Genomic DNA, 23,303 nt, shown 5'->3' on the forward strand with positions numbered 1-23,303 from the left:
AAAAAACGGCTTTTTGTCTCTAGATGATGTCGACAGGAAAGTTAACTTTATGCTGAGAAAATAGTTAATGCTAGACACTTGTTTAAGTAAGAATGAATACCGCTATCGGTATATCAATGCAAGTGTCAAGAAATGCTCTAGGGAAATAGGCATTGAAGAGAACCCCGGCGAATGCGACGCCGAGGTATCAGTGATATTCCAATTGTTGTATATAAGGGAAATTAAACGCGATCAGCGTAATTTAGCCCACGTGATTCTTTTTCCAATACTAACGCCAGCGGAATTAACTTCGACGGCTACCCCCGCTCCATTGGTCGTTTGTTGAATCATGTATTGCTTAGTCACGGAGCCCGTTGTACTAGGGTTACTTCCTTGATTGGTGGTCGACGACGTAACAAACGTCGGTGTCCCTGTTCCGTTGAGACCCAATCCAGCGATCACAGAACCGGAAGGTGGCGAAATACCTGCTGCAGAGGATGCGGTGGAGAAGAACGATGAAACCGGTGCTCCGCCTGTGCTTGGATCGAGTGCCATCGTGAATCCTGAAGCACCTTGCGTTGAGCACGTGATCACTTGATTGACACTTGGGATGGTGGTGTTGACAAACAGTCCCCCATTTTGCATCACAGGGTTGTAAATAATTTGCTCTCCTGTATTTGGTAGCGGCAATTGCCATCCAAATTGGGTGTTGGCGCTGCCTGCGCAGGTCGTTGAGCCCGCCCAGCAAACTGGGTTCTGGCTCACAGTTCGGTAAGTCGTGATGCTACCGCCAGCGGTATAGTTAGTAATCGTTTGCAGCTGTAGATTACCAATTCCCACATTTTGTGGCGCAGGCAGTGAGGCATATTTGGCAGAGCTCATGCTATTCCACGTCGACATATCCCAGTCCCAAACGCCATATAATGCCTGTGGAGTCGTTGCGTAGGTAATGCTGCTAGTAAGTGTTTGTGGAAACTGTACCCCTGTGCCAAAGTTGAGAATAATTAACGGATTTTTGGCGGAGAGGATGCTTGAATTGACGGAAATCTTTGTTGTGATGGGTTGTCCGCTTGCTGTCGTAAATACCTTTTTATTGATGCTCCATAAACTCGGACTATTACTTGTTAAGTCCAAACGCCACACTTGACCATAAGCGTCACCTGCATAGACGTAATCGGCAACACCATCACCGTCGAGGTCGACTGGCGTGACGTGATCAATCCAATTGATATTCGATGTCGATCCAGAACCAGTATCAAAATAAAGAAAGGAGATAGCACCGCTCGTTCGATTAACAGACATAATAAAAATGCCTGCAGTGCCATTAGCACTATTGCGTCCATTTCCAAAAATGACAGCAAAATTCCCGTCGTGTAAAACACGAACGACTGGCGTCCCAAAAATTTGTCCGAGTTTTGTTTTGCAATTTGCATCGTTTGTGCAGCTAATTGTGGATGAACTCCATTCACCGATGACAAGCTTTGCTGCGTCACTCTCTTGAAACGTCGCTGGATCTGTAACGTCAAGGGCATAGAGAACACCATTCCCTACCGTTTTCGTATCATTAATAACCCCATTTGTATTTCCGCCACCACCGAGTCCGCCAATGATCCAGGTATGCCACGCATTGGCATAAAAAAGACTACCCGAAGCGGGGGCTGCATCAACGAAACTATTATGACCGTAATTGGGAGAGCTAAAATCAAGCACTGGGTTCGTTGAGTGGATGGTGTTGATGACCGCGTTCGGAACGTAGGCGATCATCTCATGTCCATCGTTGGGATTGTTTGCACGGAATCCATGAAGCATTCCATCATTCGCACCCACATAAACGACACTTGTTCTAGAGGCGTAGGCCTTGGAAAATGCCGCGTAGGAACTGTATCCTGGTAAGGCATTTTTGTAGAGCGCATCGATAGTCGGTAGCGTCATCACACTTTTTGGTGGTCCTACCCACATCGGTGTCGAATTAACGATGTCACCCAAAACGCTGTCTCGGGTGCGATAAGTTCCTATGCCCGCCGCGTTGATCTCGTTCGTTCTATCACCACGTAAGTAACTGATGCGGTTTGTACCGGTGTCATTACCAGATCCCACCCCTCCAATGGCAGCAGCTTGTTGTGCGTTGAGTTTGGCATACTGAAACGCGATACCTTGATTGGCACTGGGGTCCCAAGAGACAATATTACGGCTTGCAGGCACTTGTGCGCTGGTAATAGTTGGACCTGATAAGCAGCCAGTCAGTACGCAGCTACCATCCCAGTTGGGATTGCTACTGATCGTGATGTTACCCAAACTATCCGTGAGCAAATTAGCCGCCAGTAGTTGTCCCCATGAGTTAATGGGATGATAAAAGGCCAGGTAAATTTGTGAACCGACTTGCAACTTGGCGGATTGTTCTGAGTTGGTCCCCGCTGTTGTTGCTGAGATAATAATTTGCGATGCTGAGAAACAGGTGATCTCATGCACATTGGTGCCCGCCCCAGTGCTCGACGTAAAACCAAAGAGTAGCGACGATGGCAATGGACCATTATTTTGTCGGATGTCTTGGTTGGTAATCATTGAGATCATTGCGCCACCATTGATGCTATAAGCAAGGCTGAGCAATGAGTTAGGGGTTATTTTGAGGGAGTAGGTAATCGGTGTGGCTAAGCCACGTTTCGGCAATGTTGTGCCTCCTGCTCCTGGCGTCATTTCTTGGTTTGATATTGGGACAGGAAAGGGGACTGGGCCCGCAATCACGCGATAGTCTGGTGCCACCACATTCGTTGACGTCCAACTGCTTGTACTCGCATTCCATGCGCGATAATAGCCGCTACTGCATGTCGCCAAGACGCCCGCTTTTTGCTGTGCTGGCGTTAATCCAGATGGGTAGTAGGTGGGATTGTAAGCGTTCAACGCTGCGTAATTCACGCTACCGCCACCGCGGACGGTGATGGCATTTGGCGTCTGAATCGGAAGGCCATCAGATGTCGTCAGTTGACTATTAGAATAGTTACCAAATTCGTCAATGCCAACACCAAGATAGCCGCCGCTTGTACCGCCTGCACCATCATTTCTGCAACTGTAGCCGAGGCTTGCGCCAGGTGCACCCAACACCATGTTAGAAGTGGGGCTGGTCAGATAACTTGCATCGATCAATGAGAACGCTAATCCGTCAGCCCCTGAAGCGATATTGCTATCGTTGGCGTAGCCATTGCCGCCGTAGGTAACTGTCGTAAATGTGACTTGGAGGCCAGATGTGGCGCTGAATGGCTGTGTGGAGACGATTTGTCCTGTTCTGTTAATGTCAACATTACCGCCATTTGTTAGACGTAATGCGCCTTGTCCCACTGGGTCTGGCAGTTGCCCATTGACACCACCGACATGCGGTTTACCTGTATGCGTATTTGTCGCGGTACAAGCGGGGATGGTACTCGGTGACCCATCTCCCGCTGTTAAGCAGGTATCCCCAAACGTTTGCCATGCATAGTTGGATGACGTGCCTGTGAGTACATCCTTGACAACCAACTGTGCATGCAAAGAAGACGCTTTGCAAATCAATACTAACGTCACGCCTCCAGTAATGATTAACTTGGTTAATTTCATGGTCATTCATTGAGCTTGAAAAAGGTGATTGCCAAAGTGCGCAACGACATATGCCAATCGATAATTTTTCATTCCCACAAGATGATGCATGTTCAATCAGCGTAAAAACCAATCTGAGAACGGTGGAAATAAATGGAATGAAGGCGATTTTATGAACGCTGGGAAAAAATCAGAATTGCAACTGTTCAGCATCGAACAAATGTTGAAAAGTCGTTTGAATTAAAAAAAAGACAGCATCACGTGGACAACGTGATGAATTTTTTAAAAGAAGGAAAAAATCGGGAATGACATTCTTCTGATGTAAGAAGAATTCATGTGGGACGTGTGCGTGCTATTGAACGGTCGCTGACAAAACGCATATCACTGGTAACGAATACCAAGAGATAAAAAAAGCTGATCTCTCTCATGGTGAAAGGACGTTGCTTGAGACGCTAGCCAATCCCTGACCGACTGAATTGCTTGAGAATTATCGTCCGTTTTTACAAAGTAATAGGCCGCTTTTGAATGAACCGCAATGGGAAACGGTGCCAGCAGTTTTCCCGATAGAAGGTCGTCAAATACGATGGCGAGTCGTCCTATCGCGATTCCCTGATTTGCCTTTGCCGCTGCGATCGCCATCTGTGACAAATTGAAGTATTGGCCGTCATTCCAATGATGATCTAGGCGTGTATTACTAGTGGCGTCAAGCCATGTCATCCATTCTTCATGGGGTTGCGCACCATCCCAGGGGGCCGCATCATGCAGTAGATGTGTAGCGTCGAGACGGCGTTGACGAATCGCTGTTTGATGTTCCGCCACCCATGCAGGACTTGCCACAGGTATGAGCCACTCGTCCAGAAAATGCTCGGCCTGCAGATCAATGTAATTGCCTAAGTCATAGCGGATGGCTGCATTGACCTGATCTGCTTGCATGCGCGTGCGATCCATCGCATGAAATTCACCCGTCACGCGTAGACCAATGGGAGGAAAAGCACGAAAAAAGTCGCCCAATCTGGGTGTTAGCCATGCCATCGCAAAGGAAGGGGAACAGTTCAATATCAGGGAGCTTCCAAGCGGCTGAGGGCGAATTTGGTCGAGGATGTTTCCTAATTCGAGAAACATCTTCGATAAAACGGAAGATAAATTTTTTCCATCGACCGTTAATACCAAACCGCGGGCTGTGCGCAGAATAAGCGTGCGCTCGATCCATCGCTCTAGACTCTTGACTTGTTGACTTACCGCACCCTGTGTGATGCAGAGCTCATCGGCTGCTTGTGTAAAGCTGCCGAGACGCGCCGTGGCTTCGAAACAGCGAAGCCAACTTAAGACAGAGGGCGAGAGTCTATTTTTCACGGGGCCTTGAGAATGAACTTAACATATTAGTGAGACTAATGATGGATCAGTATAACTCCATTGACCAATACCCCATAGAAATTTAAAGTGACATCAAGAAATCAGACCAAAGGTTCACCATGACACATCAGAATGACATAGGTATACGAGCTGTTCCAACGATCCAACAATCTGGGGAGATCAACGATTTATTGCTGACGATGCGTGCGTTGCAGTCCGTTTTTTGGACTGGACGTTCTACTCGCTCTGTAGAAAGCGGAGGCACTATTAGCCACAATGATATTGTCGAAGCCGAAAGACGCTTTGAACGATTTGCACCACTTCTTCAGCAACTCTTTCCTGTACTTGCTGAGAGCAACGGAAAAATGGAGTCCAACTTGGTGCATCTTCCTCGCATGCAACAGCAACTTGGTATGCAGTCATCGTCTGGTGCGCTATTTCTGAAGGCCGATCATGCATTGCCAATTGCTGGTTCAATCAAAGCGCGTGGGGGTTTCCATGAAGTGCTGGACTATGTTGAATCATGCGCAATGCAATTTGGCTTGATGCCAAATGGCGACTATACGGCACTTGCGACGCCCGCTAGCAGGGAGGCGCTTTCAAAACATGAACTGGTTGTGGGGTCGACGGGCAACCTGGGTCTTGCAATCGGTTTGATGGGAGCGAAGCTCGGCTTGAGAGTCGTGGTGCATATGTCAGCAGATGCGAAGGCATGGAAGAAAAATAAGTTAAGGGAAAATGGTGTGTGCGTTATCGAGCACGAAGGTGACTATGGCGCGGCAGTCGCCGCGGGGCGTCGTGAGTCCATGCAAAAGCCTTTTTCGCATTTCGTTGATGACGAAAAATCATCTTCACTGTTCGTTGGCTATGCCGCGGCTGCCAGACATCTTTCAGAGCAACTCACCGATGCGGGTCGTGTCGTCGACAAAAATAATCCATTGTTTGTTTATATACCTTGTGGCGTCGGTGGCGCACCAGGTGGGATTGCAACTGGCTTGCACCACATCTACGGAGAACATGTCCATTGCTTTTTTGCTGAACCTATTCAGTCTCCCTGCTTTTTGCTTCAAATGCTGTTTGAGTCTGGTGAGTTCACTGGCTATGGAAGTAATCCTTCAGTTTATGATCTTGGACTGAATAACCTTACGCAAGCGGATGGTCTTGCGGTACCGCGTGCTTCTTTGCTTGCGGCGCGCGAAGTGAGACATTTTATCGGTGGTGTCTATACTGTACCGGACGGTGAACTCTTCCGTTTGCTTTACGAATTGTTCGTGAGTGAAGGGATACGCATCGAACCTTCTGCAGCGGCTGGGTTAGCGGGACCAGGTCAACTTTTGAATTCAGCGGCGGGGCAACGTTACCTTCAACGTCATGATTTAGCCCATCTTGTTCATCAAAGCACGCATATTGCTTGGAGTACGGGCGGACTGCATGTCCCAGATTTGGACTATTCTGAATTTCTGTCTCAAGGCGAAGCAATGACCAGAAAGATTGAATGAAGATGGTTTTGTTTGGCTAAAACGGGAATAAAACAGATGTACATCAATAACGTGGCATTTGATGTTGCTTAGAATAAATTGTTAACCACTTTTTTTCATTCAAAAGTCTTCTTGTAGACAATCTTATCTTGTTATATGGGAACTCAGTTGGTAAAACACTATTATTGAGATTGCAATATGAGCGTTTTGCGATGAGCGCATGTCTATTTTTAGGTAGCGGTAATAACAGCAAGGAAGTGATTCAGTGCCCATATATTTCCACAAACATAGCCACAAACGCCACAACCATAGCCACAAGCAACAGGAAAGCCAACTAATTCGATTGTTGTCCTCAACAGAGCTTGGTCTACGTTGTTGCGCCAGCGAGATATGACATGAAAATTCTGTCATTTGGTCGCCCTCTGGTTCGTAAACTGATTGACAACAGCCCTTGGCTAGCATCGTGGGACGCATCTGACGTAAATGAAATTTTCGACAAAGGCGAGCTCCGTGAATATGAGAAAGCTGAGTTGGTGTACAAAGATTATGAAACACCCGAAATTTTGTTTATCGCCACCGGATCCGTCTGGATTTGCTTGAGAAATACAAACGGGGTAGCTAAATTCGGAATGATGTTTCCAACAAGTATTATTGGCGTTTCTCAGTTGCTTCGAAATACACAATCTGATTCGCCGTGTTACGAGTTTTATGCCGTTGAAAAATGTGTCGTGTTTGCAGTGCCCACAAAAATTTTTCTGGATCGACTAGCCAATAAGCCGCTGCTCTGGCGTACGGTGGCTGAGGCATCGATTTTTTTCCAACGAAAATGCATGCGGCTAGCACTCCTCTTGTACGTTGGAACGACCAAAGAACGACTGAGCACAGCACTCCATCACTACGGACAACCCAAAGGAACGAAGTCGCAGCCATCACAAACGCGTATTGTCAGCATCTCGCAAGAGGACCTAGCGATTTTAATTCAGTCCTCAAGGCAACACGTGAACCGCGCGTTGAAAGAACTTGAATCTGAGGAGTTGATTGTTCTTGGCTACAAGAAGATTGAAATTATTAAACCTGATGAATTAGAACGCATCGCCCTCAGCAGACACCTTGGCATATCAGCCTCCTAACTATCGTCAACCATTGTCTGCAGTGCGTGTCTGCCATGAATTTCAGGATTGTTTCAAGTCATACCCTCAGGAGATGGACAGTGGCACTCTATAAGCATGCAAACATTCTCGTCCAGTCAGGAGATCAAGCGTTTGATTTTGTCTATGCACCCGGATCGTTAGCACCTCACACTGGGCTGTATCGCTGCATCACATGTGGATATGAAATTGTGATGTCGAATTTACAGACATTTCCTGATGTCGGATGTCACACAAAGACGGAATCGATGCCAATGGGATGGCGATTAGGCGTCTATGCACAGATATCCGCATTCTCTCCGGCGGGGACGTTGAACAAGGCGGACTGAGGCAGGTTTACTTGTATAGACCTCTACTGCGGTTTATTGCCTATCGACGATTCATGTAAATCTTGCTCCAACTTGCATAACAAGACGTAGTAACGACACAGGCGGATATTTGTCATGCATGTCTTCAAACTGGGACATTTTGTCTCAATGGCTAAACGTCGTTTTGAAGTAATATGTACGCGCTGAAGTGATGGTCCGACTCATAGAAAGACGCGGAAAAAGACTTCGGCACTCGGCGTCATACACCACAATCACGCTGTTAAATACAAAACTTGCATCATAGATCGAACATCAACGGTTGAGCTAACGTTGAGACGCGACGACTGCACGTTCTATACGTGCCAATGAATTAATTGAAAGTTAGTGAATATAATGGATTGGGTTCCAATCGTCTTAGTGACGTTCAAACTTGTCGTACTTGGTATCGGTATGTATTTCGCCATTCGCTGGCATTATGATAAAGAGACAAATAAGCGAGCTGCACTTCGAGGAGCGGGCAAAGTACTTATTATCTTTGCCATCGCGTTGCTTGCATTGGGATTATTCACTAATGCGCTCGTGCATATGCTTGGACTCGAATTAACTTTTTAACTCGGTCAATTTGCTGTATTGAGTTTTTCTAGAAAATGACATCTGAGGTGGGATGTTATTTCACCTTTAATAGCAACACCATCGCCAAAGCGCATACCACACTCTCTTTTCATTGACTGCGTCGCTCGTATAGCATGTGACGCAGTCAATTCACAATTGACGATCCGTCCATCACTCCATCACGCGTGATCAAAATAAATCCGCGGCTTTCCTTGTTCACTTTGTTCAGCACAGAACATTCCACATTGAACCCATTCTTCTATTTTCAGAAAATAACATCACAGACTGATTCGCAACGATTACTTGTTTGCGTTGTAGTTTAAAAAGCACCGATGTGTAAATGAAAAGAGATTACTAAAAAAGTTCTTAGCGAGTCTCAATGTGAGTTGGCAAACGATTTGAAATGCTTCAGAACCTGGGTAAGAAAAATGGCGTCCGAATTTGAAGTGGTGACATTAAAAAGATGGCCAGATTTAAGGGCGGAATCGATTGAGGATCAAATAGATATCGCCAAAATCTGTGCCTTTTTAGCGTATCGACCATCCGTAAAATATCTACTCTCCAATCGGCTCGAGATAGATCGATATCGAACAAACATGTTGTTGGATGGACTGATTAGAAATTCTCACGTCACGATCACTCAGCACAATAGAGCCGAGATCGTTGATGAAGCTGATACTGAAGTGTGCGAAAAGCGACCGAATAACAAAGTATCAAAGCAATCGATTTGGAAGAATTTTTTTAAGTGGATTCGAGATGATTATTCAATGTGAAAGCAAAATTTTGATCATCGGATCTGTCGGTGTCGGAAAAACGACTGCGATACAAACAATCTGCGATGAAGACGTTATTTCCACTGAAGTGATTCCTACCGATGCGATTGCTCAAATTAAATCGTTAACGACAGTGGGCATCGATTTTGGAGTCATCAACGTTGCTAATCATTCTCGCATTGTTTTGTATGGAATGCCGGGGCAGGAACGGTTTGAATTTATGCTGACCGTTTTATTGGATCAAATCAACGCCGTACTCTTACTTATTAATCATTCGTCGAAAGATCCAGTGGGGGAGTTGCGTGCCACGCTTGAAAAATTAAGTAAAAGCCTGCCGCATTCCATGCCCATGGTGATTGGTATTACCCATTATTGTCAGACGAGCGATGCTGGGCTTTCTCCTTATTTTGACCTTGTTGAAAGCATTGATTTTCCTTGGAATCACCAGTACGGAGCACCACCCATTTTCATCGTTGATACGCGAAAAAAAGATGATGTGATTTCTGCATTGATTGCGCTTGCTGCAATCACAGAAGGCGATATGAAATTCAAAAAAAATACCTTAAAAAAAGAGTTTGTTTAAAAATTTGATGGTGCCCATTTTATCGTTTCATCACTTTTCAATGAGATTTCGCGGAAAAACCATTCTGCAGAATGCCAACATCGCAATAAGAGATCGTGGTGTGACCGCAATTTTGGGACCGAGTGGCACGGGGAAATCGACATTGTTACGTTACCTCTCTGGCGTGCGATGGTCAGCAGATGAGGCGCAATGGTCGGGGGAGATTTTTAGGCATGGTATTGAATGTACTGAACAGATCAGTATTCCACTCCATCCACAAAAGAAAAAAATAATGCGGCAGCGTGCGCATCAACAATTTGACTATGAGGGAATTGAATTACCACATTTGGATCTCCATGCGCCCCAACTGATCGCGTTGTGTATGCGGTTTGATTGCAAAGATATTGCAGCAAAAATTGCTGATTGCGCAGATACGCTCTGCTCATTTGAAAAAGTATGTATTCAACTTTTGAGCCTTTTTCTGCTTGATAGCGACATGCTTTTAATCGACGAGCCGACTGCGAATATGAAGGCGATCGAAGCGAGCATTATCTTGAATCTCATCAAAAAAATGAGTGTTGAAAAGGCGGTACTGTTAGTCAACCACAATATTTCGCAGTGCAAGGAAGTGGCAGATGACATCGTTTTATTGGCAAACGGTGATGTCAAAGAACATGGAAATGCATTTGAGTTTTTCACGCATCCAAGCACTGATTCTGGCCGTGAATTTTTATTATCGGGATCATGTCAGGAGCGACTTGAATGGAGTCCAGTGTCGATGACAACGCTGACCCAGTGTCGATCGATACGTTCTAAAAAAATTGTGCCAACGCATGTTATCGCGCGGGGGCCCAATGGATTTGCATGGTTAGTAGAAGGAAGAATTGGTGGCGCTCCTCGTCCTGGAATCATTCAGTCAATCGAGCACGATTTAAAGTTATTAAAGAGTATGGGTGTGACGCGAATGATCTCGGCTACGGAGTCGCCCATTGATTCTGCTGTAGCAGCGCGTTACGACATTGATTTTTATTGGTTTTACGTCACTGATATGGGGGCTCCATCGATTGAGGCGATGCTGAGTTTGTGTCGACAAATAGACTGGTGGTTGAGTTCTGGTGAAGTCGTGATCGTTCATTGCCACGCAGGGAAGGGGAGAACGGGAACATTACTCGCTGCTTGGTGGATTTGGCATACAAGAGGAGAAGTAACGGCGATGGACGCCATCTACTATATTCGGTCGCAAAACAGCGTTTGGATAGAGTCGGCTCAACAAATGAATTTTTTAAGGAATTTCGCTGTAGTTGTTGCATCAATGTGTTTGTAAATTTTAGTTCACGAGTTTTTTCAACATCAAAGGATAAGTCATGGCAAATATCGAGACTGAGCTGCAAAAAACAATTTCTTCTGTACCTGATTGCATCGCCGCAGGATACATTGATCTTGATTCTGGAATGGTATTGGGAATGAAGACGGTTGATTCACATCCGATCGAGGTACTCAATTTAGTGGCTGCTGCGACTGCTGATTTGTTTCAAGGTCCGAATGTGGCAGCGATCGAAAAGATGTTCCGCATTGCTCGCGGCTTGCCTGAAGATGGTCGTCACTATTTTCAAGAAATTATTGTCAATAGCGATAACCTGATTCACATCTTCTTACGGAACAAATCGCAAAAGCATGTTCTGGTGATCGTCTGCAGAAAAGGGGCAAATTTAGGCATGGTGTTGATGAAAACACGCCTGGCATTGCCATCGGTCGAATCTAGTTTTTAAGAAATCAATGGCTGATATTCTACAAGTATCGAGCTCAGCCAAATCAATTTTACGCCGACTCCGGTCGGCGGAATCGTTAATTGATGGCTGTGCATTTGTGACGCGTGATGGCGTCGTCGTTGCCTCTGAATTTGATCAGAGTGCGAATTCAAACAGGCTCGGAGCAATGTGCGCAACCTTGCTAGCACTAGCGCAGCGCACGGTCATGGAAGTGAAGAAAGGGGAGCTCGCTCAGCTCATCGTTGACGGAACGTCAGGGTTAATGATTATTTCACCAGCTGGCTCAGGCATATTGGCGGTGGTAGCTAATCGTAAAGTCAAGTTAGGGCTGTTAATTCTAGAAGCAAAAAAAGCATCCAAAGAGTTTGAAAAGATTGAAGCAAGCTGAGAGGTGCCGTTGCATTGACTTTTAAAAGAAAATCGGTCATGCCCAGCACCTTTTTGAAATTGGCTTATCGCGTTTGAATCCCTGACTTAACGAGCGGTATCGCTATTTTGTGTTGCTAACGCTGGTTGTGGAGTGCTGGGTTCGCTCACCGTATTTGATTTATCTGGTGCGATATACTTGTCGAGAAATGCCAACAACGTGTTGTAATAAATAAATTCGTTGCGGGTATAGAAAATACCGTGCCCCTCATCCTCGAGAACCAACCATTCCACTTTTTTCCCATGGCGCTCTAATGCATCCTTCATTTTTTCAGCGTGAGAAATGGGGACCCGCTGATCCAATTCGCCATGAATTAATAAAACGGGCGCGTGAATTTTGTCTGCATGCTTCAAGGGGGAGACCTCGTCGAACTTTGCTTTCTCCGTGTTCACATCACCGATGCGGTTGAGCATCCATTCTCTTGCCGTTTTTTGGCCTACTCTGTCGGAGCCATCATGGAACATGTATTCGATGTCTGAGACCCCTGCAAAACTCACGCCACACTGATATAAATCTGGGGTTTTGACCAGACCCCACAGAGCCGCATAGCCACCGTAACTTGCACCAACAATGCAAATACGCGCTGGGTCAGCGACACCTTGTGCAATCAGGTCATTAACACCCGCCGTAATGTCATCTTGCATCGCGCGACCCCATTGACCAAATCCTGCTTCCTCAAAACGGCGACCGAAGCCCGTCGATCCACGAAATTGTGGTTGAAACACAGCATAACCATGCGCAGCAAGAATTTGTACTTCTTCATCCCACGTCCAATAATCACGCGCTGTGGGACCGCCATGAATCAGCACTACCATTGGCATAGGCTTAGCATTATCGTTTGCGAGCGTCAGAAAAGCGGGAATTTCTTTTCCATCCAACGCTTTATACGAATATATTTTCATCGGTCGCATCGTGGCATTTGACACAGACGGTTTGCGATGAGCAAATAATTTTAATGTTCCATTTAATGTATCGAATAAATACCAGCTTCCGGGATCTGTATCGCTTCGAGAATGGATCAGCACGTTACCTTTTGGATCACCGCTCAATTTATTGATATGGTTTGGAAGCGCTTTATCGACTGCTTGCTGCACAGCGGCCCAATTCGCATCAAACCAAATTTGTTGTGGCACCATGCCGCCCGTTACCACACGTTCTAATGCGCTCTGTTCTAATCCACTGAAACTTAAAATGTCCTGTGTCGGGTGCCCTGCTAACATCTCAGTTAGTGCGTGCTGTGCTATATCGTAGTTAAATAGAGCATAAGTATCGCGGTCGATACGACTAGTAACGATCAATTGGTTTGCTTCGTCCGGTACGTAGACTGGATACCAATATTCATCGGTGATTTTGAACTCTGCCAGTTTTTCCCAATCGGCATTAGCTGATTTTTTATACCAATTGGATATGATCGATTCATCCTTCCAAAACGCTGAATTAACCAAGGTGACCGCACGCAATTGACCATGGCGATCAAAGGCACGCCGCAAGATCTTTCCGCGAGGAGTGCTAAACTTCGTTTTGATGCCAGTACGAGCATTAACGAGAGCGACATCCCCGTCCTCGACGTCAGTGTAGACTAAAAGATTGGGCGAAGTTGGTACGCTAGGTTCTGCATGGCCGATGACTTCTTCACCCAATTCTCTGCCTTTTTTGCCTTGTAGATCGATCGTCTCTGCGACGAGCCCGTAATTGACCGCGATTAAGTCGTTATCAACCCATGTAATCTCGCGCGGTGCTTTTGTGTAGGTATAAAATCCTACGCGCCCACGCCCTCCTGACGTCAATAGCCTTGGAGTGAGCGTCTCGGTATCATATAAAACCAGACCATAATTGGTACCATTAAAAATGACACTGGCGATGTATTTTCCATTTGGCGAAAGACTTGCATAGGTCATCCCTCGAGAATCGATTGCCTGCTCAATTTCTAATTGCTCAGCTTGGGAAATTGATGAAAATGTGCAACTCCATATAACAAACAAGAATAATAATTTCATTTTCCTAAATCACAATAATTTAAATAGATGTAAATCTCAAAGGTATTGGGAGTGACAGCACAAGTTTAAAATTGAAATGCAAGCGCAATAAAAGAATGCCCGATCATCCCTCTGGTAATGCTTTATTTTGTCGCTTGGAATCCACGCGCCACGGTTCCGAATTTTCAAATTTATTTTAATTTTTTGAAGCAGTATATTTTCTCGCTCAAAAGTACTTTAAAACTGCCATTTTGGCAATATTTTCATTTTAAAGTCGTGTATGGTTCAGTCGCAATTATCATTTTGGGATAGTTTATTAGAGCGATCTCTATCTCCAGCGACAATTGCAATGACCGTTGACTTGAATCTGAAGGCAGACATTCGTAGATGTGAATGGCGATAGTTGCATGCCTTCCGTGTTAGCGCCTTTGGGACACAAACCCGGATACGGATGTATTCTTCTGACTTAGGGGTGTTATGTTGGCTACCGACAAAACGGTTCCGTCGCGTTTACTTTTTAAAAGCGAAATCAATTATGCTCAGCATCTTTTAAAAACGGACGTTAGTCATGCTTGATACAAACGAATGCGATTTCCGTTGGAAATTATAGCCGTCTGTATTCGTTGGTATGCGACTTACCCATTATGATAGTATCTATTGCAATTAACTTTGCGCTGGGTCCTGAAGGTTCTGGTTTGCTTAGCGCATTGACAGAAAATCCGATAGCGCAAACTGCAATTGCTGGTTTTGTGAGTGGTACGGTTGCAACCGGTAATATCAAAGGTGGACTGCAAGGAGCGGCGACTGCTGCGGCATTCTTTGAGGTTGGTGATTACCTCAACGGCAAAGGCGCGTTTTCTGGAAATGCTGCACCGGGTGAGTGGTCAGTACAAGGCGTTGCACTGCATGGCGTAGTCGGGTGTGCGTCTAGTGTTATGGCGGGATCGAAATGTGGCTCTGGTTTTTTGAGTGCAGCGTTTTCTCAGGCAGCTTTGCCAATAAAAGGAAATGACGTTGTTTCTGGGACGATTTCGAGTATGGTTATTGGTGGGACGGCTTCTGTTCTCGGTGGAGGGAAGTTTGCTAATGGAGCAGAAACTGCGGCGTTTGGGTACCTGTTTAATTTCTTGCGTCACGGGCAGTACATATCTAAAGAAGAGGGACAGTTAGTTGTTGAAGAGGCGGCTAAGTGGAAAGGTACAGCATATAAGCTTGTTGGTCCAAATTCGGAAATTAAAGAATTTGGAGATTGTTCTGGAACAACTTATAAGATCTACGATGCTGTTGGCGATCCGTTTGAATACAAGATGGCTAGACAATTTGGTGCTGCTGCTGATCAAGAAGGATTTCCTTTCCAGAGACTTGGTACTAATGATGCACGTCAGCTTGGCGATGTTCTTCAATTTGACGGACATGTTGCTATCTATGCTGGTCAAGATTCAAATGGAAATGACCTGATGTGGACTGCATCTACGGGTCATAAGCAATACGAGCTCCAACAAATTAAATTTTTTGGAAAACCAGTTATTGGTACCTTTCGATACCAAGTGCAGGATGGTCACTAATTATGGTAAAAATAATATTAGAGTCTCTATTTGCTATAGTCTCAATCTTTGCGTTATACCCGACCTATGCTATTGCAGATAGCCCTGAAGAATTTTTACTCAATATTGTAAAATCTGATTTCAAAGGCGATCCTGAATACAGGGGCAAACGCGTGACATTTTCTCGTAAGTCAGCACAAGCGGCGTATGAGAAGGCACTAGAATTACCTGATATTCGTCCAGAATATTACTCTTTGGATCTTGATCCACTAAAAATTGTAACGGACTGGGAAGTCATAGAACAGAGAAGTTTTAGTAGCAAAAAATTTTGTATGGATGTACGTTTTACTTTAGTTGCCTACAGTATAGGAAGAGGCCTTCCTCCGTGGTTTAGCAAAAATACTCGCAAATTTGTAAGTCTAGATAGACCTATTCTTGAAACCGTTCGTTACTGTGCTGTAGAAATTAATAACCAGTGGATGTTGGTTGATCCGCCTATTCCGAGAGTAGAAAAAGTAATTGTGGTTCGTTTTTTTCAAGAAAAGTTAAAAGATGCAATGCATCAAATTGATATCGTCAAAACAAATAGACCACTAGGGATTAAAAACATGGCGGTTATTATTGCTTCCTTCGCAGATCAGTTAGCGTCATTAGGAGCGAGCGCAAATTAAAGTTAAATTTATAAATTGCAAATAGAGTGTAACCCTCCCGTAAATTCAAGCCACCTATAATTACCGTGGTTGAAGTGAGTTAGAATAATTGCTGAGAAGCAGCAGTTTTGTATTCGCCTCAGTGCATCGGCGCTTAAGGCAACCCTAGAGCAACGCTAGCTGGCTAATCTGCGCTAGCGGATAAGAAATCGAAATCTTAGTGACTAGCCCGTCCATCTTTAAAATCAAATTTTTGTGTATTTGATAAACCATCCTTATTTGATAATTCTTATTATCAAATATTGATTTATAAATCACTTTGGCTGTAAAGAAAGACTATTGATCCAATTCGACAGTACGCATGATTGCGTACAAAAAAATTTACATATTTAAATTCGATTAAGTCTTTTTTAAATATTTTTTAAGAGTCAAGAACATATATGATCTACATGCATTTTATTAACACCAAATGCCACAATCAAACTTGAACGGTTTAGTTTTGAGATTTTTGACAAAATAACAATCAGTCGTACAAATGAATATGTACTGCTAATGAGTCATTGATCAGTAAAAGCAAGATTCGGCCGTTCATGATCTACAGCGCCTATTCAGAATGGGCCTAGTTCGGCTCGTTAGCGAAACACAAGCCATTAAATTCGACCCCTGTTATTGATTAAAGACATTCTTATCAGTAAATATCATTTCCCATCATTTTTCCATATTGCACACGTTAGTGATGATGTTTGCGGTAAATATCGAAATATCCAAAAAAAATTCAGAGTTAGCTGAACAAAAATCAGACTTAAGTGCATTTCGACAATGTCGACAAATGCGCAAATCCAGAACGATTTTCAATATGTTTTAAAAAGTCGCTTGCATAAATCACTGTTTTTTTATACAGTACTACAAAACCTGGAATTCACTCCTGCGTTTATTTTCCACCGGCTGCTTATTGAATGAAAGAATGTATGGACGATAAGAAATCTGACAACAGCTCAGAAAAGAGCAAGGCGCTTGCTGCGGCGCTGGCACAAATTGAAAAGCAATTTGGTAAAGGATCGGTCATGCGGATGGCCGATGGTGCAGTGGTGGAAGAAGTGCAGGTTGTCTCCACTGGCTCATTAGGCCTCGATATTGCTTTGGGCGTTGGCGGTTTGCCACGTGGTCGCGTTGTTGAAATCTACGGTCCAGAATCGTCGGGTAAAACAACACTCACACTCCAAGCCATTGCTGAAATGCAAAAAATTGGCGGTACGTGTGCATTTATCGATGCGGAACACGCACTCGATGTTGGTTACGCACAGAAGCTGGGCGTTAATTTGAATGAATTGCTGATTTCGCAGCCAGATACGGGTGAACAAGCACTGGAAATCACCGACGCGTTAGTGCGCTCTGGTAGTGTTGACTTGGTCGTTATTGACTCGGTCGCTGCGTTGACACCACGTGCTGAAATTGAAGGTGACATGGGTGATTCCTTACCAGGTCTGCAAGCACGTCTGATGTCTCAGGCATTGCGTAAGTTGACAGGTAGCATCAAACGTACCAATACACTGGTCATCTTTATTAACCAGATCCGTATGAAAATCGGTGTGATGTTTGGTAGCCCTGAAACGACCACTGGCGGTAATGCACTGAAATTCTATGCATCCGTGCGTTTGGATATTCGTCGTACCGGTTCGATCAAGGCGGGTGATGAAGTCGTTGGTAACGAAACGAAAGTCAAAGTCGTCAAAAATAAAGTCGCGCCTCCATTTAAAGAAGCGCATTTCGATATTCTTTATGGAGAAGGCACTTCTCGTGAAGGTGAAATCCTTGATTTGGGTGCCGATGCCAAAATCATTGAAAAAGCGGGCGCTTGGTATAGTTACAATGGCGAGCGTATCGGTCAAGGGAAAGATAATGCACGTAATTTCCTGAAAGAACGTCCACAGCTGGCGCATGAAATTGAAAATAAAGTACGCGAGCACCTTGGTGTTCCAGCTTTGCCAGCGTTTAATGCCGAAGCCGCTGAGTAATATCGTAGTAACTAGGTAGGAACGAAGTGGTAATGAAGTAATGAAAATGTATCGGCGTTGTGTATTTTTCGATATACGCCGATCAACATGAAAGCCGATAATTGACAGCGAAGTAGCAAGCTGAGATTGTCGGCTTTTGTTTTTCTGGCACATGGTGAACGGTGTGAGAGCCCAATGTTGATGCTACATTGGCATTCTATTGGCGTTCGCTTTCTATCGCGTTGGTACTCAGTGTGTGCTGTATCTGGCCATCCTCTATCTATGATGAAACAAAAATTGAGTCTCAAAGGACGCGCGTTACGGTATTTATCGATGCGTGAACATAGTCGGGTTGAGTTAGCGAGAAAGCTGTCTCCCTATGCAGAAGAGGCTGACGAGGTTGATGCGGTATTAAACTGGCTAGAGGCGTCTAACTTTATGTCGGCTGAACGCTTTTCTGATTCTCTTGTGAATCGCCGCTCAGCGCGTTTTGGTAATCAACGAATCTTGGCAGAGCTACAAACACACCAGCTTGATCATGCTGAGATGCAGCGTGTGAAAGAACAACTCGTTGAAACTGAGTTGGAGAGGGCGGTTGCGGTGCTTCATCGTAAGTTTCCGCATAGCCCAGCGGACCACGAAGAACGGACTAAGCAAAGTCGATTTTTGCAGCAACGGGGATTTTCTGGGAAAGCGATCCAAGCGGCAATGCGCGCAGCGAGAGAGGATGACGAAGTTTAGGTCGGGCGCCCACGTTTTGCATCGAGATAGTTATAGATGTTAGATGGCACGTGAGGTAACCACCTTGATCATATTGAGTTTTGGTGGGGTGTCGCATTCAGCCATCGAGTCTCCTCATTTCTTCCTACTGATTTTCATTTCCATTCATTCAAAATCGAAGTCAAAATAGCAATTAAAATGCCTTTTTTTGGGTTTTGATGTCCGACTTTGTACTTTAGAAATGCAAAAAATGACCGCTTTTGGTGAGTTCATGTTTTAGCTGTGCTAGAATTCGAAGGTTTTTTGCAGCGCCGCAGGAGCGGCTGTTATCGTAGAAGCTGCGGTAACGACGCGCAATTGTGGCTCTTTTATATTGAATTAGCCGCCAGCAAGGCATGATGCCCTTACCATCACCGACAATCCCACGCACGTTGAAACATACCCGTGCCATCAGCATCGCCGCGTTTGCTCGCGAAGATGGTCTATGGGATTTTGACGCCCACATCACCGACCATAAAACGCGTGATATCAAGCTCGCGTCAGGTGTGCGTCCACAGGGGCAGGCCTTGCACGATCTCCACATCCGTGTGACCGTCAATCTGCAACTTCAAATCGTCGATGTTGAAGCCAGCTCTGACGCCGTTCCGTATCCAGGCTATTGCGAAGTCATTACGCCGGATTATAAAAAATTGATTGGTTTAAATTTACTCAAGCAGTTCCGTCAGGGCGTCAAAGAGCGCATGGCAGGCGTACATGGCTGCACGCATCTGACTGAACTTGCACAAATTTTACCAACCGCGGCGGTCCAAGCCTTTGCAGGCGACGTGATCGATACCCGCGATAGCGCCAGTGATCAAGCTGGTAGCGCAACCCAGACTCAACCTCCGTTCCAGCTTGACCGTTGCCATGCGCTGCGTCTCGATGGACCGGCTGTTGTGCAGTATTACCCGCGTTGGGCGAAAGCATCGCCTGACGCAAAATCACCCAGCTAGTTTGTTTGTTTAATTATTTATACCTCAGTGTCTGAAGGGAAGTCGTATGAAAATCCATGAGTATCAGGGTAAAGAAATCCTCCGTAAATTCGGAGTGACCGTACCACGCGGTATCCCATGCTTGTCCGTTGAAGAAGCAGTGAAAGCGGCTGAAACCTTGGGCGGACCAGTCTGGGTCGTCAAAGCGCAAATTCATGCCGGCGGTCGCGGTAAAGGTGGTGGCGTTAAAGTTGCAAAATCTTTGGAGCAAGTGCGTGAGTACGCCGATGCGATCATGGGTATGCAATTGGTTACACACCAAACTGGCCCAGAAGGTCAAAAAGTGCGTCGTTTGTTGATCGAAGAAGGCGCAGATATCGCTAAAGAACTGTACGTCAGTATGGTGACAGACCGTATCAGCCAACGCGTTGTCTTGATGGCATCGTCTGAAGGCGGTATGGACATCGAAGAAGTTGCTGAAAAACATCCAGAACTGATTCACTCCATCGCTATCGATCCAAGCGCTGGTCTGCAAGACGCAGAAGCAGATGATATCTCCCGTAAAATCGGTGTGCCAGAAGGCTCTATCGCTGATGCGCGCGTTCAATTGCAAGGTTTGTTCAAAGCCTTCATGGAAACAGATTGCTCCTTAGCTGAAATCAATCCTTTGATCTTGACTGGTTCAGGCAAAGTAATCGCTCTGGATGCCAAATTCAACTTCGATTCTAACTCCCTGTTCCGTCAACCAGAAATCGTTGCTTACCGCGATCTGGACGAAGAAGATCCAGCGGAAATCGAAGCATCCAAATTTGATCTGGCTTACATCTCCCTCGACGGTAACATCGGTTGCTTGGTGAACGGTGCTGGCTTGGCGATGGCAACGATGGATACGATCAAATTGTTCGGTGGCGAACCAGCGAACTTCTTGGACGTGGGCGGCGGTGCTACAGCAGAAAAAGTAACTGAAGCGTTCAAGATCATGTTGAAAAACCCAGGTCTGAAAGCCATCCTGGTGAACATTTTCGGCGGCATCATGCGTTGTGACGTGATTGCTGAAGGCGTGATTACTGCATCTAAAGCAGTATCTTTGCAAGTACCACTGGTTGTACGTATGAAGGGTACAAACGAAGACATCGGCAAGAAAATGCTGGCTGACTCTGGTCTGCCAATCATTTCTGCTGACACGATGGAAGAAGCAGCACAAAAAGTTGTTGCCGCAGCCGCTGCTCACGCTTAATTATCGCAAGGAATCAATATGTCCATCCTGATTAATAAAGACACTAAAGTCATTACCCAAGGTATCACTGGCAAAACTGGCCAGTTCCATACACGTATGTGCCGCGAATACGCGAACGGCAAAGAATGTTTCGTTGCTGGCGTGAATCCAAAGAAAGCTGGCGAAGATTTCGAAGGCATTCCTATTTATGCTAACGTTTCTGAAGCAAAAGCGGCAACTGGCGCAACTGTTTCCGTGATCTACGTTCCACCAGCAGGTGCAGCAGCTGCGATCTGGGAAGCTGTCGAAGCTGAACTGGATCTGGCGATCTGTATCACAGAAGGCATTCCTGTTCGTGACATGATGATGTTGAAAGACCGCATGGCAAAAGCTGGTAGCAAAACAAAATTGCTCGGCCCTAACTGCCCAGGTCTGATCACACCAGACGAAATCAAAATCGGTATTATGCCTGGTCATATTCACCGTAAAGGTCGTATCGGCGTGGTTTCCCGCTCCGGTACATTGACATATGAAGCAGTGGGTCAATTGACTGCATTGGGCCTGGGTCAATCTTCCGCTGTTGGTATCGGTGGTGATCCGATCAACGGTCTGAAACATATCGACATCATGAAGATGTTCAATGATGATCCAGATACAGACGCTGTGATCATGATCGGTGAAATCGGCGGTCCAGATGAAGCGAATGCTTCTTACTGGGTACGTGACAACATGAAGAAACCAGTTGTTGGTTTCATCGCTGGTGTTACAGCGCCTCCAGGCAAACGTATGGGCCACGCAGGTGCCTTGATTTCCGGCGGTGCAGATACTGCACAAGCTAAATTGGATATCATGGAAGAGTGCGGTATCAAAGCAACTAAAAACCCGTCCGAAATGGCGCGTTTGCTGAAAGCGATGCTGTAATCTGGCTTCAACGCCGCATTCCCATCGTTAAGCATCAAAAAGCCGCGTTGAACGCGGCTTTTTTTCGTTTAATGGCGTCGATTTGCCGGAATTTTGTGCAAACTCGTTTCCTTAATGTTAAGCTTAGGTTGTTCACAGGCGAAATGCCACGTGAGCGTTCGGTTGGCGTTTTTAATCTCTTGTCGTCTGTGTCGTTCTGTTCCACTCTTTCTCTGTTGATGTATAAACAGACGAGCTGATTGGCGGAGGCTACACTCTGTCTAAGCTAGACATGGCGTTTGCGCAGGAGAAAAAATTGGATTGTGCTCCCTCATAGGCACTCGATGTCGGTCTCTTTACACGTAGCCATTGCACCCGCCCGAGAATGGCAGCAATATTTCCACGCGGGTAATCATCGACTCCAAGTAGAACAGCCGAACAAAAAGGCGAGCAGTTACGCCGTGACGTGTTTTTATTTTCATTCCACCAGATTGGCACAGTTAAGCATTTATCGATGTCTCACCAGCATGTACTAGAATTCGCAGCACTCTCTGATACGGGGTGTGTCCGAGATCATAATGAAGACGCCATTGTTGTGTGCGCTGATTATGGCTGCGCCATTCTTGCTGATGGGATGGGGGGGTACAAAGCCGGTGAGGTAGCGAGTGCGATGACAACGCAAGTCATCGCGGATTATTTGTGTTCAAAACTCGACGGTGCTTGGACTTCAAAGCTTGGTTTGCAGGCGCTGAACTTGTCTCGCTGGATGGTGGAATCCATTGAACTCGCCAATCGCCATGTGCTGTATTCGTCGCAAACCAATTTGGACTGTTTTGGTATGGGAACAACCGTCGTGTTGGCGTGTTGTCTTCAGGATAAATTGTTGCTCGCACACGTCGGCGATTCACGTGCCTATCGCTTCCGGGATGGTCACTTGGCGCGTCTTACCCATGATCATTCGGTTCTACAAGAACAACTCGATGCTGGATTGGTGACCGAAGAGCAGGCGCGATTCTCGTCGATCAGAAATTTGATCACCCGAGCGATCGGTACGCAGGAAGATGTTGTCGTCGAATTACATGCCCACCAGTTGAAAGAGCAAGATTTATACATGTTATGTTCAGACGGATTGACCGATATGCTCAGTCATGATGAAATTCAACTTTTAATACAACAGAATGCAGGCGATTTATCGCTTTGTTGCAGAGCATTGATAGATAATGCCAATGCGGCTGGCGGCATTGATAATACATCGGTCGTCTTATTCAGAGTCAATGCGGTACCGAGTATGACCTGGCTTCAGCGCTTGTTATTACGTTAATCTTGAAGTTAGCGATTCTGTTGGTCGTTTGCTCA

Annotated in this window: 19 protein-coding genes; 16 read left to right on the forward strand and 3 right to left on the reverse strand. The window is 45.6% G+C overall.

Annotated elements, in window-relative coordinates:
- Nucleotides 1-231: 231 nt before the first annotated feature.
- Together ACO0K2_RS01345 and ACO0K2_RS01350 are read right to left on the reverse strand one after the other, a co-directional pair.
- Nucleotides 232-3,567, reverse strand: a complete 3,336-nt coding sequence (locus ACO0K2_RS01345) for a pilus assembly protein (protein WP_423014960.1) — start codon at nt 3,565-3,567, stop codon at nt 232-234.
- Nucleotides 3,568-3,927: 360 nt separating this feature from the next.
- Nucleotides 3,928-4,899, reverse strand: coding sequence for a LysR family transcriptional regulator (locus ACO0K2_RS01350; protein ID WP_423014962.1), 972 nt, complete (start codon nt 4,897-4,899; stop codon nt 3,928-3,930).
- 119 nt (nt 4,900-5,018) lie between these two features.
- On the opposite strand from ACO0K2_RS01350, the gene ACO0K2_RS01355 reads away from it, so the two are divergent.
- The 8 genes from ACO0K2_RS01355 (at nt 5,019) to ACO0K2_RS01390 (ending at nt 11,937) form a co-directional block, all read left to right on the forward strand.
- Nucleotides 5,019-6,398: a D-serine ammonia-lyase gene (locus ACO0K2_RS01355; RefSeq protein ID WP_423014964.1), complete on the forward strand. Its 1,380-nt coding sequence runs from the start codon at nt 5,019-5,021 to the stop codon at nt 6,396-6,398.
- Between the two features lie 374 nt (nt 6,399-6,772).
- Nucleotides 6,773-7,507, forward strand: a complete 735-nt coding sequence (locus ACO0K2_RS01360; RefSeq protein ID WP_423014966.1) for a Crp/Fnr family transcriptional regulator — start codon at nt 6,773-6,775, stop codon at nt 7,505-7,507.
- An 80-nt stretch (nt 7,508-7,587) separates the two neighbouring features.
- Nucleotides 7,588-7,854, forward strand: a complete 267-nt coding sequence (locus tag ACO0K2_RS01365; RefSeq protein WP_423014968.1) for a hypothetical protein — start codon at nt 7,588-7,590, stop codon at nt 7,852-7,854.
- A gap of 372 nt (nt 7,855-8,226) precedes the next feature.
- Nucleotides 8,227-8,445 carry a hypothetical protein gene (locus ACO0K2_RS01370; protein ID WP_423014970.1) on the forward strand — a complete coding sequence of 73 codons (219 nt, stop codon included), beginning with the start codon at nt 8,227-8,229 and terminating at the stop codon, nt 8,443-8,445.
- Nucleotides 8,446-9,201: 756 nt separating this feature from the next.
- Nucleotides 9,202-9,801, forward strand: coding sequence for a GTP-binding protein (locus ACO0K2_RS01375; protein ID WP_423014972.1), 600 nt, complete (start codon nt 9,202-9,204; stop codon nt 9,799-9,801).
- A gap of 40 nt (nt 9,802-9,841) precedes the next feature.
- Nucleotides 9,842-11,104: an ATP-binding cassette domain-containing protein gene (locus ACO0K2_RS01380; RefSeq protein ID WP_423014974.1), complete on the forward strand. Its 1,263-nt coding sequence runs from the start codon at nt 9,842-9,844 to the stop codon at nt 11,102-11,104.
- Between the two features lie 40 nt (nt 11,105-11,144).
- A complete protein-coding gene (locus ACO0K2_RS01385) occupies nt 11,145-11,549 on the forward strand; it encodes a hypothetical protein (RefSeq protein WP_423014976.1) in 405 nt (134 codons plus the stop codon).
- Between the two features lie 7 nt (nt 11,550-11,556).
- Nucleotides 11,557-11,937: a roadblock/LC7 domain-containing protein gene (locus tag ACO0K2_RS01390; protein WP_423014978.1), complete on the forward strand. Its 381-nt coding sequence runs from the start codon at nt 11,557-11,559 to the stop codon at nt 11,935-11,937.
- An 86-nt stretch (nt 11,938-12,023) separates the two neighbouring features.
- Here ACO0K2_RS01390 and ACO0K2_RS01395 read toward each other — a convergent pair whose 3' ends face one another.
- A complete protein-coding gene (locus tag ACO0K2_RS01395; protein WP_423014980.1) occupies nt 12,024-13,973 on the reverse strand; it encodes an alpha/beta hydrolase family protein in 1,950 nt (649 codons plus the stop codon).
- Nucleotides 13,974-14,596: 623 nt separating this feature from the next.
- On the opposite strand from ACO0K2_RS01395, the gene ACO0K2_RS01400 reads away from it, so the two are divergent.
- From ACO0K2_RS01400 to ACO0K2_RS01435, 8 genes are all read left to right on the forward strand, one after another.
- Nucleotides 14,597-15,517: a hypothetical protein gene (locus ACO0K2_RS01400; protein WP_423014982.1), complete on the forward strand. Its 921-nt coding sequence runs from the start codon at nt 14,597-14,599 to the stop codon at nt 15,515-15,517.
- Between the two features lie 2 nt (nt 15,518-15,519).
- A complete protein-coding gene (locus ACO0K2_RS01405) occupies nt 15,520-16,167 on the forward strand; it encodes a hypothetical protein (protein ID WP_423014984.1) in 648 nt (215 codons plus the stop codon).
- A gap of 947 nt (nt 16,168-17,114) precedes the next feature.
- Nucleotides 17,115-18,161 carry a recombinase RecA gene (gene recA / locus ACO0K2_RS01410; protein WP_423014986.1) on the forward strand — a complete coding sequence of 349 codons (1,047 nt, stop codon included), beginning with the start codon at nt 17,115-17,117 and terminating at the stop codon, nt 18,159-18,161.
- 261 nt (nt 18,162-18,422) lie between these two features.
- Complete coding sequence (gene recX / locus ACO0K2_RS01415) at nt 18,423-18,881, forward strand: recombination regulator RecX (protein WP_423014988.1); 459 nt, start codon at nt 18,423-18,425, stop codon at nt 18,879-18,881.
- A 374-nt stretch (nt 18,882-19,255) separates the two neighbouring features.
- Nucleotides 19,256-19,852, forward strand: coding sequence for a DUF2889 domain-containing protein (locus tag ACO0K2_RS01420; protein WP_423014990.1), 597 nt, complete (start codon nt 19,256-19,258; stop codon nt 19,850-19,852).
- Nucleotides 19,853-19,883: 31 nt separating this feature from the next.
- Entirely contained in the window at nt 19,884-21,068 is a 1,185-nt protein-coding gene (gene sucC / locus ACO0K2_RS01425; protein WP_423016123.1) for an ADP-forming succinate--CoA ligase subunit beta, read from the forward strand.
- A gap of 18 nt (nt 21,069-21,086) precedes the next feature.
- On the forward strand, nt 21,087-21,968 hold the full coding sequence (sucD, locus tag ACO0K2_RS01430) for a succinate--CoA ligase subunit alpha (RefSeq protein ID WP_423014992.1): 882 nt from the start codon (nt 21,087-21,089) through the stop codon (nt 21,966-21,968).
- 493 nt (nt 21,969-22,461) lie between these two features.
- Nucleotides 22,462-23,268: a Stp1/IreP family PP2C-type Ser/Thr phosphatase gene (locus ACO0K2_RS01435; protein WP_423014994.1), complete on the forward strand. Its 807-nt coding sequence runs from the start codon at nt 22,462-22,464 to the stop codon at nt 23,266-23,268.
- The last annotated feature ends 35 nt before the right edge of the window (nt 23,269-23,303 follow it).

The organism is Undibacterium sp. MH2W (assembly GCF_049340215.1).
Lineage (GTDB): Bacteria > Pseudomonadota > Gammaproteobacteria > Burkholderiales > Burkholderiaceae_D > Undibacterium.

What these genes read in the sequence shown, in the direction of transcription:
- ACO0K2_RS01345 (WP_423014960.1), bottom strand. Translation starts at nt 3,567, where the DNA reads ATGAAATTAACCAAGTTAATCATTACTGGAGGCGTGACGTTAGTATTG.
- ACO0K2_RS01355 (WP_423014964.1), top strand. Translation starts at nt 5,019, where the DNA reads ATGACACATCAGAATGACATAGGTATACGAGCTGTTCCAACGATCCAA.
- ACO0K2_RS01360 (WP_423014966.1), top strand. Translation starts at nt 6,773, where the DNA reads ATGAAAATTCTGTCATTTGGTCGCCCTCTGGTTCGTAAACTGATTGAC.
- ACO0K2_RS01370 (WP_423014970.1), top strand. Translation starts at nt 8,227, where the DNA reads ATGGATTGGGTTCCAATCGTCTTAGTGACGTTCAAACTTGTCGTACTT.
- ACO0K2_RS01375 (WP_423014972.1), top strand. Translation starts at nt 9,202, where the DNA reads ATGATTATTCAATGTGAAAGCAAAATTTTGATCATCGGATCTGTCGGT.
- ACO0K2_RS01380 (WP_423014974.1), top strand. Translation starts at nt 9,842, where the DNA reads ATGAGATTTCGCGGAAAAACCATTCTGCAGAATGCCAACATCGCAATA.
- ACO0K2_RS01385 (WP_423014976.1), top strand. Translation starts at nt 11,145, where the DNA reads ATGGCAAATATCGAGACTGAGCTGCAAAAAACAATTTCTTCTGTACCT.
- ACO0K2_RS01390 (WP_423014978.1), top strand. Translation starts at nt 11,557, where the DNA reads ATGGCTGATATTCTACAAGTATCGAGCTCAGCCAAATCAATTTTACGC.
- ACO0K2_RS01395 (WP_423014980.1), bottom strand. Translation starts at nt 13,973, where the DNA reads ATGAAATTATTATTCTTGTTTGTTATATGGAGTTGCACATTTTCATCA.
- ACO0K2_RS01400 (WP_423014982.1), top strand. Translation starts at nt 14,597, where the DNA reads ATGATAGTATCTATTGCAATTAACTTTGCGCTGGGTCCTGAAGGTTCT.
- ACO0K2_RS01405 (WP_423014984.1), top strand. Translation starts at nt 15,520, where the DNA reads ATGGTAAAAATAATATTAGAGTCTCTATTTGCTATAGTCTCAATCTTT.
- recA (WP_423014986.1), top strand. Translation starts at nt 17,115, where the DNA reads ATGGACGATAAGAAATCTGACAACAGCTCAGAAAAGAGCAAGGCGCTT.
- recX (WP_423014988.1), top strand. Translation starts at nt 18,423, where the DNA reads ATGATGAAACAAAAATTGAGTCTCAAAGGACGCGCGTTACGGTATTTA.
- ACO0K2_RS01420 (WP_423014990.1), top strand. Translation starts at nt 19,256, where the DNA reads ATGATGCCCTTACCATCACCGACAATCCCACGCACGTTGAAACATACC.
- sucD (WP_423014992.1), top strand. Translation starts at nt 21,087, where the DNA reads ATGTCCATCCTGATTAATAAAGACACTAAAGTCATTACCCAAGGTATC.
- ACO0K2_RS01435 (WP_423014994.1), top strand. Translation starts at nt 22,462, where the DNA reads ATGTCTCACCAGCATGTACTAGAATTCGCAGCACTCTCTGATACGGGG.